The organism is Promicromonospora sp. NPDC090134, assembly GCF_044746965.1.
Lineage (GTDB): Bacteria > Actinomycetota > Actinomycetes > Actinomycetales > Cellulomonadaceae > Promicromonospora.
On record NZ_JBIVCZ010000006.1, the window covers coordinates 426893 to 437593 of the forward strand.

Genomic DNA, 10701 nt, shown 5'->3' on the forward strand with positions numbered 1-10701 from the left:
CAGGCGTCCGGACGCCCCAGCGCACAGGAGGCTCCGCGTGCACCCCGGACACACCTCGGTCCCCGCCGGCGACGGCCCCTTTCCCGGCGTCGTCGTGGTGCACGACGCCTACGGGATGACCGCCGAGCTGCGCCGCGTCTGCGACCACCTCGCCGCGAACGGCTACCTCGTGCACGCCCCCTCCCTGTACCAGCGCGGACGCTGCCTGCGGCAGACCTTCGCCAGCTTCGTCGCCGACCAGGGGCCCGCCTACGACCGCCTGGAGGAGGCCCGGGCGGCGCTCGCGGCCCGGCCCGACTGCACCGGCCGGGTGGGCGTCATGGGGTTCTGCCTGGGCGGCCGGTTCGCGCTGGTCGCCGCGGGGCGCGGGATGTTCGACGCCGCGGCGGTGAACTACGGCCTGCTGCCCGCGGGCAAGCAGGAGCCGGCGGAGCTCGCCCGGATGCTGTCGGCGCCCTGCCCGGTCGTGGCGAGCTACGGCGGCCGGGACAAGGTGGTCGACGTCGCCGAGGTGGACAAGCTCCGCGCCGGCCTGGAGCGGACCGGGATCCCCGTCGACCTCAAGGTGTACCCCGAGGCGACCCACTCGTTCCTGGCGCAGTACACCGGGGCGCTCGGCATGCTGATCAGGATCCAGGGCATGTCGCACGACCCGGCGGCGTCGGCGGACGCGTGGGAGCGGACGTTCGCGTTCTTCGCCGAGCACCTGGGCGGGCCGACGCCGGCTGCGTCGCCGTCGGCCGAGGGCGGGGCCGCCTGACCCCGGTGCGGGCCCGTCGGCCGGTTCGGGCCCGGCGCAGGTCTGGCGGCCCGTTCGGCCGGGTCAGGCGAACAGCGAGGCCAGCTCCGCGGCCTGCGCCCGCCCCACCGCGCGGCCCGCGGCGGCCGACGGCGCCCGCGTCGCAGGGGAGAGCGGGTTGATGCCGAACGCCTCGAGCGACGCGTCGTCCGCGCCGATCATGAGCACCTTCGCGGGCGCCAGGGCCTCGACCTGCTCGGTGGCCGAGGGACCGAACGGCGACGGCGACCCCGGCCGCTGCGGCGTGATGACCAGCACGTGGTCGGCGCCGGCGGCCAGGTCGACGTTCGCGACGGACCGGATGCCGCCGTCCACGTAGCGCCGGTCGCCGATGGTCACCGGCGGCCACACGCCCGGCACCGCACAGCTCGCGGCGATGGCATCCAGGAGCCGCACGCCCGGGTCGCGGCGGAACACCCGCAGCTCGCCCGACTCGGCGTCGACGGCGGGGATGGCGAGGTCGGTGTCCGGCCACTGCGTGCTCAGCAGGTGCGCCTCGTGCTCCTTGAGCCGGGTCGCCTCGTCGGTGGTGGCCGCGGCGAGCGCCATCGCGCCGATCCGGCGGCGGATCACGAGCGGGTCGGGCGGCGTGCCGTCGGCCGCCGGCTCCAGGGCGGCGGCCCAACCAGCGATCATCGCCGGCCCGTCGAACTCGACCACGAAGTCGAGGCCGTCGTCGACGAGCTGCGCCTCGTAGAGCGTCTCGAGCGGCATGCCGCTGGTGATCTGCGCGGCCACGGCAGCCCCGGCGGACGTGCCGACGACCCGTTTGGCGCTCACCAGACGGGCCGCCAGCTCCCGGTCCTTGTCGGCGATGCCCCGCAGCACGCCCAGCTCCCACGCGACGCCGGCGACGCCGCCGCCACCCAGCACCAGCGCGTCGGTCATGCCTCGCACTGTACGACCGGCTCCTGGGTGCGGCGCGGTCACCCCGGGGTGATCCCGGGGTGACGTCCTTCGTTGAGTGCCGGGCGGGTGGGGTCAGCCGATCTCGTCGCCCGCCAGGGCCTTGGCGGCCAGGCGTTCCTCCTCGCTGACCTCCCAGACCTCGTGGGCGGCGTGGAGGGCCAGGAGGATGATGACGCAGCCCAGGACCAGATCGGGCCAGCCGGAGCCGGTCCACACGGTGACCAGGCCCATCGCGATGATCGCGACATTGACCAGCACGTCGTTGCGGGCCGAGAGGAACGCCGCCCGGCCGAGCGCGCCGCCGTTGTGATGGGCCCGGGCCAGCAGCCAGGCGCTCGTCCCGTTGACGGCGATCGCCCCGAGCGAGGCCAGCACCAGCGGTCCGACGTCGGGCGCCGTCGGGGCGGAGAACCGGCCCACGGCCTGCCAGGCTGCCACCGCCGCAGGCCCCAGGATGATCAGCGCCATGACCTTGCCCATGACCGCCCGGCGGGCCAGCGGCCAGCTCAGGGCCACCAGGATCAGCAGGTTGATCGCCGTGTCCTCGAGGAAGTCGACGCTGTCGGCGAGGAGGGAGATCGACCCGGCGGTGAGCGCCACGGTGAGCTCGACGAAGAAGTAGGCGAAGTTGAGGATCGCGACGATCAGCACGGTTCGGCGCAGGCCGGCCAGGCGGGCGTCAGGTTTCGTGGGCACGCTGACATCTTGCCGCGCGTGCGCACCGGTCAGGTTTCCTTCGAGGCCCGAGTTTCTCCGCTTTGCGGCCGATCAAAGCGGAGAAACTCGGGCCTCGAAGAGAACTGCGGCGCCCGACGCGAGGGCGGTCAGTCCGCCGAGCGCACCATGGCCCGCACGCCGACCGTCAGGCCGACCGCGGCCGTGACCACCGCCGCAACCCAGCCCCACGCGACGGCCGAGGAGGCGAGGTCGCCCGCGAAGGCGGCGCGACCCGAGTCGACGACGTAGCGCAGCGGGTTCACCGTGGAGATGGCGCGCATCCACGCGGGCCCGGTCTCCAGCGGCAGCAGCATGCCCGAGAGCAGCATGACCGGGAACAGCACGGTCTGCTGCACCACCCAGAACATCCACTCCTGCTTGCGCACCGCGAGCGCCAGCGAGTACGACAGGGCGCCGACGCCGATGCCGAGCACGGCGAGCTGCAGCAGGGTGAGCACCGCGCCGAGCGGGTCCGGGCGCAGGCCGAACGGCAGCATCACCAGCAGCACCACCGCGGACTGGGCCAGGACCGGCACCATCTCCTTCAGGGCGCGGCCCACGAGCTGCGCCGGCCGGGACAGCGGGGTGACCAGCATCCGCTCGTGCACGCCCGAGGAGATGTCGAGCTGCAGGTTGGAGCCGGTCACCGAGCTGCCGAACAGCGTGGTCATCGCCAGCACGGCGGGCACGAACCACAGCCAGACGTCGGAGCCCAGGGTCGCGCCTGCCGAGCCGACCAGCAGCGGGCCGAACAGCCCGAGGAACACGAGCGGCTGGATGAGCCCGAACAGGATCGAGAACGGGTCGCGCGCCACCGGGCGCAGCTCCCGCAGGAGCACGATCCGGGTGTCGCGCACGAAGCTGCGGCGTGCGAGCGGGCGCTCGGCGGAGGCCTGGGGGGCGGGGGTCAGGGTCGCGGCGCTCATGCCGGGACCTCCTTCTTGGTCGTCGCGGAGGTGGTCGTGTCGGAGGCGGTCGTCGCGGGGTTGCCGGTGCCGCCGGGCTCGTCCGGCCCGGCTGCGCCGCCGTCGACGCCGGTCTCCCGCAGGCTGCGGCCGGTGAGGCCGAGGAAGACGTCGTCGAGCGTGGGCCGGGCGACGTCGATGCGCCGCACCTCGACGCCGGCCGCGTCGGCGGCGCGCAGCAGCCCCGGCGTGGCGCCGGGACCGTCCGCGGTGCGGATCTCGACGGTCCGGTCGGCGTGGTCCGCGCGCCCGGCCGCCTGGGCCCGCACCTCGGCGTCGGCCACGCGGACCGACCGGGTGCCGGGCGCGCGCTCGGCGATCGCCGCGAGGTCCGCGGCGTGCTCGGCCGGCACCCGCAGGGCGACCAGGTCGCCCGCCAGCTCGGCCTTCAGGGCGTCGGCGGTGTCGTCGGCGATGACCTGCCCGTGGTCCACGACGATGACGCGCTCGGCGAACGTGTCCGCCTCGTCGAGGTAGTGGGTGGTCAGCACGATGGTCATCGGCTCGGCGGCCGCGGTGCGCATCCGCAGGATGTGCTCCCAGAGGTTGGCGCGGTTGTGCGGGTCCAGCCCGGTCGACGGCTCGTCGAGGAACAGCAGCGGTGGCCGGTGGACCAGGCCCACGGCCACGTCGAGGCGGCGCTTCTGCCCGCCCGACAGGCTCTCGACCTTGCGGTCGGCCTGCTCGGTCAGGTCCAGGGCCTCCAGCAGCTCGGCGGCGCGGGTCCGGGCCGTGCGGCGGTCCAGGCCGTAGATCTCGCCCTGGGTGACGAGCTCGTCGCGGACGTGCTGGGCGGCGCCGCCCGCGCCGCCCTGGCCCACGTAGCCGATGGCGGCGCGGACCCGGTCGGGGTGGTCGGCGACGTCGTACCCGGCCACCTCGGCGGTGCCTGAGGTCGGCTGGATGAGGGTGGTCAGCATGCGCAGCGTGGTGGTCTTGCCGGCGCCGTTGGGGCCGAGCACGGCGACCAGCTCGCCCGGCTCGACGTCGAGCGAGATGCCACGCACGGCGTGGACGGTGCGGGTGCGGCTCACCACGAAGTCCTTGGTGAGTGCTCGGGTGCGGATCACGATGTCTCCTTCTTGCGGTCCGTGCGTTCGGTCGGTTCCTGCTCTGCGGTACCCCCTCAGCCTTCCCGAGGTAGCGGTCAGATCCTGGCCTCTACTGCATGCGATCCTGGACTCGTGCTCGAGACCTCCGGACGCCTCCTCGCCCTCCTGTCGCTGCTCCAGGCCCGCCGCGACTGGCCCGGCGCGCTCCTCGCCGAGCGGCTGGACGTCAGCCCCCGCACGGTGCGGCGCGACGTCGACCGGCTGCGCGAGCTCGGCTATCCCGTCACCGCCACCAAGGGGCCCGACGGCGGCTACCGCCTCGACGCCGGGGCCGAGCTGCCCCCGCTGCTGTTCGACGACGAGCAGGCGGTCGCCGTCGCCGTCGCGCTGCGCACAGGAGCCATCCCCGGGGCCGAGGAGGGCGCGCTGCGGGCGCTGGCGACCATCCGCCAGGTCATGCCGGCCCGCCTGCGCGCGCGCCTGGACGCGCTCGAGGTGACCACCGTGCGGCGTCGGCCGGGGCCGGAGGAGCCGGCCGTGGACCCGGACCTGCTGCTGGCGCTCGGCTCGGCCTGCCAGGCCCGCGAGGTCGTCCGGTTCGACTACACGGGCGGCACCATGGCGCCCGTCGGGGAGGGCGACGCCGCGTTCCGGCCGCCGCGCCGGGTCGAGCCGCACCACCTCGTGACGTCGGAGGGGCGCTGGTACCTCGTCGCGTTCGACCTCGACCGCGACGACTGGCGGTTGTTCCGGGTGGACCGCCTCACGCTCCGCTCGGGCACCGGGCCGCGGTTCGCGCCGCGGGAGGTGCCCGGCGGCGACGTCGCCGCCTTCGTCGGGCCGCGGATCAGCGGGTCCCGCTCGCCGGTGCGCGGTGAGGCGGTGCTCCACGCGCGGGCCGCCGACATCGCGCCGTGGGTCGGCGGCCACGGGCTGTGCGAGCCCCTGCCCGACGTCGACGGGGAGCCCCGGTGCCGTGTGGTGCTGGGCTCGTGGTCCTGGGCCGGCCTGGCCGGGCGGCTCAGCGTCTACGGGGTGCCGTTCGAGGTGGTGGGGCCGCCCGAGCTCGTGGCGGCGACCCGGGAGCTGGCGGACCGGTACGCGGCGGCGGTGCGCGACTGACGGGTGACCTGACCTGCGAGAAGGGGGCGCGGGGTGCGGGAACCGCACAGTAGGTTGAGGCGTTCCCCGTATCCACGACCCCGACAGAGAGCGTGCGCATGACGAACCTGGCCGACTTCACCGCCGACGAGCTCGCCCCGATCCTGGACGCCCCGGGAGCCGTGCTGAAGGGCGCGACCCTCGCCGACGGCCGTCCGGGAGCCTTCCAGTTCCTCAAGGAGATGACCTCGGGCGCCAAGGTGTTCCGCGAGGCCCAGGAGCACGAGAACGACTTCGTCCGGTCGGTGGCGATCGGCATGCGCGACCGGCTCAAGGAGCAGGACGCGGCCGAGGCCGAGGCGGCGGCGAACCCCGCCTCGCAGGTCGGGGTGGCGGCCGCTGCCGCCGCCACGGAGCGCGCCGCCACGGAGGGCGCGCAGCCCGACCCGGAGGGCGAGACGGCCCGTGCGGTCGCACTGACCACCGCCGCGGTCGCGCTGCTGCGGGCACGCGGCGACGAGAAGGACGCCGTCGCCTACGGCGAGTGGCTGCTCCGCATCGCCGGGCAGGTCGCCGAGGCCTCGAGCTCCAAGGAGGGCGGCTTCTTCAGCAAGCGGGTCAAGGTCAGCGAGGGGGAGCAGGCCTTCATCGACCGGCTGACGGCGGCCGTCGCGGCCTGACGCCGTCGTCCGACCGCCTCGCCGCCCGTCGTCGGCCATCCCCCCAGGTCACGCCGGGCGGCGGCGGGCGTACTCCAGCTCCGGGCGGCCGCGCGTGCCGTAGCGCGGCGCGCGGGTCGCGACGCCGCGGTCGGCGAGGAACTCCAGGTACCGGCGCGCCGTGATCCGCGCCAGGTGCAGCTCGTCGGCCACCTCGCTCGCCGACAGCGGGCCCGGCGCCCGCGCGAGCAGGTCGGACACCGCGTCCAGGGTGTCCTGGGACAGCCCCTTGGGCAGCCCTGCCGCGTTGGAGGTGCGCAGCGCCGCGAACGCGGTGTCCACCTCGCGCTGGCTCATCGTCGAGACCGGCGAGCGCATCTGCTCGAAGTACTTGCGGTACGCGCCGAGCTTCTCGGCGAACAGCCCGAACGCGAACGGCTTGATCAGGTACTGCACCACGCCGACGGCCACCGCCTCCCGGACCACCTCCAGCTCGCGCGCCGCCGTCACGGCGATCACGTCCACCACCAGGCCCGCCGCGCGCAGCTGGCGGCACAGCACCAGGCCGTGCCGGTCGGGCAGGTTCATGTCCAGCAGGAGCAGGTGCACCTCCTGTCCTGCGGCCTGCGCGTCGCGCAGCGCGCGGACGGTCTCGCCCGCGGTGTGCACCACCCCGGCCAGCTCGAACCCGTCCACGCGGCGCACGTACTCGCCGTGCGCGTCGGCGGTGCGGTGGTCGTCCTCCACGACCAGGACCCGGATCACCCGCGGCCGCCCGGCCCGGTCGGTCCGGCCAGGGCGGGCGCTACGACGGCGGCGGCGTCGTCGGGCGCGCCGCCGGGCGGCGCCTCCTCAGGACGGGGGAGCGTGACCGTGAAGACCGCGCCCGTGCCCGCCCCGCGCGTCACCTCGACGTCGCCGCCGAGGCTCTCGACCACCTGGCGCACCAGCGCCAGGCCGTAGCCGCGGCCGCCGGCCGCGGCGTCCTTGGTGCTCCAGCCGTGCTCGAAGATGCGGCCGAGGTCGGTGTCGGCGATGCCGGCCCCGCTGTCGGAGACCTGGAAGACCAGCGAGCCGTCGTCGCCGTTGGCGAGGTAGATCTCGACCCACGCCTCGGCCGCCCCGGCCAGCGCGCGGGCGGACGCGGCGTCGATCGCGTTGTCGATCAGGTTGCCCAGGATCGTCACCACGTCCACCGGCTCCAGCCAGTGCGTGCCCGGCGTCAGGTGCGTCTCGAAGTGCATCTCGACCGCGCGCTCGCGGGCCTGGGCGGCCTTGCCCAGCACGAGCGCGGCGATGACGGGCTCCTCGATCGCCTGGACCACGCGGTCGGTGAGCCGCTGGCCCAGGTCCTTCTCGCCGGCGATGAACCGCAGCGCCTCGTCGCTGCGGCCCAGCTCGATGAGGGTCGCGATGGTGTGCAGCCGGTTGCTGAAGTCGTGGGTCTGGGCGCGCAGCGCCTCGGAGATGGTGCGCACCGACGACAGCTCGCCGGTGACGCGCTGCAGCTCGGTGCGGTCGCGCAGGGACACGACCTCGCCGACGTTGCGGCCCGCGGCCGCGGCGGTGTCGCGGCCCACGAGCAGCACGCGGTCGCCCACGCGGACCGGACCCTCGGGCGCGGTGCCGACCAGCACGTCGTGCACGGCGGGGGACAGGCGCTCGTCGTCCACGGCGAAGGGCGCCGTGAGGTCCGGCACGTCGAGCAGGCGCAGCGCCTCGTCGTTGGCCAGCACCACGGTGCCGTCCTCGACCAGGAGCATGCCCTCCTCGACGGAGTGCAGCACCGCCTCGTGCGCGGTGAACAGGTGCGCCAGCTCGTCCGGGCCCTTGCTCTCCGTGATCCGGTCCAGCCGGCGCGCCAGCAGCGTCGCGGCCACCGCGCCCGTGCCGAACGCCAGCAGCGTGCCGACGCCGACCACCACCAGGCGGGGGACGATGCTGTCCCACAGCCGGTCGAGCGTGACGCCGGCGGAGACCATGCCGACCACCTCGCCGTCGTCCGTCACGACGGGGACCACGGCGCGCACCGACGGCCCGAGCGTGCCGTCGTAGACCTCGGTGAACGTCTCGCCGCGCAGCGCCGGCGCCGTGGTGCCGACGAACTCGCGGCCGATCTGCCACGTGTTGCGGTGCGTGTAGCGCGTCCGGTCGGTGTCCATGACGGTCAGGTAGTCGATGTCGGTGGTGGCCATGACCCGCTCGGCGTATGGCTGCAGCAGCCCGGAGGCCTCGGCGACGGCGCCCGGGCGGTCCGTCTCCAGCGTGTCGTGCGCCCGCGCCACGGTGTCGATCACGAGGGCCTCCGCCGCGACCGTGGCCGCCAGGTCGGTGCTCTCCTTCGCCGCGTGCGTCTCGGCCGAGGACCGTGCGTCCAGCGCCAGCAGCCCGAACACGATGACGGCCCCGGCGAACAGCAGCGCCGTGTGCACGGCGAGGAACCACCTCGCGATACTCGCACCCCGTCGCTGCGCCACGGGGTCCATTGTGGACCGCCCGCGCGGCTGCTCCGACCGTCGCGAGAACACTATGTACGCAATGGTGGGGTTCGCCGCCCTGGCCAGCACTCTTGTCGCTGACCACACAGCGTTGTGAGAGGAAAACACCATGGCGGTAACGCAGCCCGCCGGCGCCGGGACCACCCCGCGCCGCCGGCTCGACAAGAGTCACTACCTGTACATCGCGGTGATCGTCGCCGTCGTCGCCGGCGTCATCGTGGGCCTGGCCTCCCCGGAGACCGGAGTGGCGCTGAAGCCGCTCGGCACCGGGTTCGTCGCCCTCATCAAGATGATGATCTCGCCCGTCATCTTCTGCACCATCGTGCTGGGCATCGGCTCGATCGCGAAGGCCGCCACCGTGGGCCGGGTCGGCGGGCTGGCGCTGCTCTACTTCATCGTGATGTCCACGTTCGCGCTGTTCATCGGCCTGGTCGTCGGCAACGTGCTGCACCCGGGCGAGGGCCTGAACATCGCGGACGCCAGCTACGAGGCGGAGGGTGAGGCCGCCGGCCTGGTCGACTTCGTGCTCGGCATCATCCCCACCACGCTCGTCTCGCCGCTGACCGGTGAGTCCGTGCTGCAGACGCTGTTCGTGGCGCTGCTCGTCGGGTTCGCCATCCAGCAGCTCGGTGCCCGCGGCAAGCCCGCGCTCGACGCGATCCGCCTGGTCCAGGCGATCGTGTTCCGCGTGCTGACGATGATCCTGTGGGTCGCCCCCGTGGGCGCGTTCGGCGCCATCGCGGGTGTCGTCGGCGAGACCGGCTGGGGCGCCGTCGTCGCCCTGGGCACACTGATGGTCGGCTTCTACCTGACCTGCATCCTGTTCATCGCGGTGGTGCTGGGTACCGTGCTCTGGTTCGTGGCCCGAGTGAACATCTTCTCGCTCATGAAGTACCTGGCGCGCGAGTACCTGCTGATCGTCAGCACGTCGTCGTCCGAGGCGGCCCTGCCGCGCCTCATCGCCAAGATGGAGCACCTGGGTGTGTCCAAGCCGGTCGTCGGCATCACGGTGCCGACCGGGTACTCGTTCAACCTCGACGGCACGGCCATCTACCTGACCATGGCGTCGCTGTTCATCGCGTCCGCCATGGGCACGCCGCTGTCCGTGCCCGAGCAGATCGGCATGCTCGCCTTCATGATCATCGCCTCCAAGGGCGCCGCCGGGGTCACCGGCGCCGGCCTGGCGACGCTCGCGGGCGGCCTGCAGACCTACCGACCCGACCTGGTCGACGGCGTGGGCATCGTCGTGGGCATCGACCGCTTCATGTCCGAGGCGCGGGCCCTGACCAACTTCACGGGCAACGCCGTGGCCACGGTGATCATCGGCACCTGGACCAAGGAGATCGACCGCGACCGCGTGACCGAGGTGCTGTCCGGAGCGCTCCCGTTCGACGAGAGCGCGGCGGACGACCTGCACGCGCCGGAGGCCGCCGCCGACGCCGACGGCGCATCGGACGCGGACGCCGGTGACGACGCAGACCGCACGGGCGGCCCGCGCCCCCGGGTGCCGGAGCCGACCGGCGTCTGAGCAAGGACCGACGGCGGCCGGGGAACTCTGGGGGTTCCTCGGCCGCCGTCTTTCTGTCGTCTGCCGGGACGAGTTTCCGCGAAGATATGGACGTGGCGTACACATCCGTGGTTATATGAACGCACAGTCCACATCTAGACCAGGGAGCACCCCATGAGCACCACCACCAGCACCCCGCGCGTCGCGCTCGTCACCGGCGGGTCGGGCGGCATCGGCCGCGCCGTCGTCGGGCGGCTCGCGGCCGACGGCTACGCCGTCGCCGTCCACTACGCGGGCAACCAGGCCCGGGCCGACGAGGTCGTGGCCGAGGTCCAGGCCTCCGGCGGCCAGGCGATCGCCGTCGGCGGGGACGTCGCGGACGAGACCGCGATGGCCGCCGCGTTCGACGCGACCGAGGCGGCGTTCGGCGGCGTCGACGTCGTGGTCAACACCGCCGGGATCATGCTGCTCGGCCCGGTCGCGAGCTTCGACCT

The 10701-nt window shown here is 74.0% G+C and carries 11 protein-coding genes; 5 read left to right on the forward strand and 6 right to left on the reverse strand.

The genetic code is table 11. The features are described from left to right. Positions 1 to 37 precede the first annotated feature (37 nt). Positions 38 to 760 (forward strand): dienelactone hydrolase family protein, encoded by a 723-nt coding sequence (locus ACIPN7_RS18820; RefSeq protein ID WP_400545515.1) that lies wholly within the window; start codon positions 38 to 40, stop codon positions 758 to 760. A 63-nt stretch (positions 761 to 823) separates the two neighbouring features. Here ACIPN7_RS18820 and ACIPN7_RS18825 read toward each other — a convergent pair whose 3' ends face one another. The 4 genes from ACIPN7_RS18825 to ACIPN7_RS18840 form a co-directional block, all read right to left on the reverse strand. After that, on the reverse strand, positions 824 to 1687 hold the full coding sequence (locus tag ACIPN7_RS18825) for a patatin-like phospholipase family protein (RefSeq protein ID WP_400545518.1): 864 nt from the start codon (positions 1685 to 1687) through the stop codon (positions 824 to 826). Between the two features lie 93 nt (positions 1688 to 1780). Further along, entirely contained in the window at positions 1781 to 2404 is a 624-nt protein-coding gene (locus tag ACIPN7_RS18830) for a cation transporter (RefSeq protein WP_400545521.1), read from the reverse strand. Positions 2405 to 2532: 128 nt separating this feature from the next. Beyond that, positions 2533 to 3351, reverse strand: a complete 819-nt coding sequence (locus tag ACIPN7_RS18835) for an ABC transporter permease (protein WP_400545524.1) — start codon at positions 3349 to 3351, stop codon at positions 2533 to 2535. Continuing rightward, positions 3348 to 4460, reverse strand: coding sequence for an ATP-binding cassette domain-containing protein (locus tag ACIPN7_RS18840; RefSeq protein ID WP_400545527.1), 1113 nt, complete (start codon positions 4458 to 4460; stop codon positions 3348 to 3350). The genes ACIPN7_RS18835 and ACIPN7_RS18840 overlap by 4 nt, the downstream gene beginning before the upstream one ends. A 114-nt stretch (positions 4461 to 4574) precedes the next feature. Here ACIPN7_RS18840 and ACIPN7_RS18845 point away from each other — a divergent pair, with 114 nt between their 5' ends. Both ACIPN7_RS18845 and ACIPN7_RS18850 read left to right on the forward strand, forming a co-directional pair. After that, positions 4575 to 5564: a helix-turn-helix transcriptional regulator gene (locus tag ACIPN7_RS18845; RefSeq protein WP_400545530.1), complete on the forward strand. Its 990-nt coding sequence runs from the start codon at positions 4575 to 4577 to the stop codon at positions 5562 to 5564. 98 nt (positions 5565 to 5662) lie between these two features. Further along, the gene (locus ACIPN7_RS18850; RefSeq protein WP_400545533.1) at positions 5663 to 6223 is read left to right on the forward strand and encodes a hypothetical protein; all 561 of its coding nucleotides are present in this window, start codon (positions 5663 to 5665) and stop codon (positions 6221 to 6223) included. A 48-nt stretch (positions 6224 to 6271) separates the two neighbouring features. Here ACIPN7_RS18850 and ACIPN7_RS18855 read toward each other — a convergent pair whose 3' ends face one another. Beyond that, a complete protein-coding gene (locus ACIPN7_RS18855) occupies positions 6272 to 6967 on the reverse strand; it encodes a response regulator (protein WP_400545536.1) in 696 nt (231 codons plus the stop codon). After that, on the reverse strand, positions 6964 to 8679 hold the full coding sequence (locus ACIPN7_RS18860) for an ATP-binding protein (RefSeq protein WP_400545539.1): 1716 nt from the start codon (positions 8677 to 8679) through the stop codon (positions 6964 to 6966). Before ACIPN7_RS18860 ends, ACIPN7_RS18855 begins: the two co-directional genes overlap by 4 nt. 130 nt (positions 8680 to 8809) lie before the next feature. Here ACIPN7_RS18860 and ACIPN7_RS18865 point away from each other — a divergent pair, with 130 nt between their 5' ends. Next, entirely contained in the window at positions 8810 to 10228 is a 1419-nt protein-coding gene (locus ACIPN7_RS18865) for a cation:dicarboxylate symporter family transporter (RefSeq protein WP_400545542.1), read from the forward strand. A gap of 153 nt (positions 10229 to 10381) precedes the next feature. Beyond that, on the forward strand, positions 10382 to 10701 hold a 320-nt coding region (locus ACIPN7_RS18870), incomplete at its 3' end, for an SDR family NAD(P)-dependent oxidoreductase (RefSeq protein ID WP_400545545.1).

Bases quoted from the DNA above. Each gene is read 5' to 3' on its own strand.
- ACIPN7_RS18865 (WP_400545542.1), top strand. From the start codon at position 8,810: ATGGCGGTAACGCAGCCCGCCGGCGCCGGGACCACCCCGCGCCGCCGG.
- ACIPN7_RS18850 (WP_400545533.1), top strand. From the start codon at position 5,663: ATGACGAACCTGGCCGACTTCACCGCCGACGAGCTCGCCCCGATCCTG.
- ACIPN7_RS18825 (WP_400545518.1), bottom strand. From the start codon at position 1,687: ATGACCGACGCGCTGGTGCTGGGTGGCGGCGGCGTCGCCGGCGTCGCG.
- ACIPN7_RS18835 (WP_400545524.1), bottom strand. From the start codon at position 3,351: ATGAGCGCCGCGACCCTGACCCCCGCCCCCCAGGCCTCCGCCGAGCGC.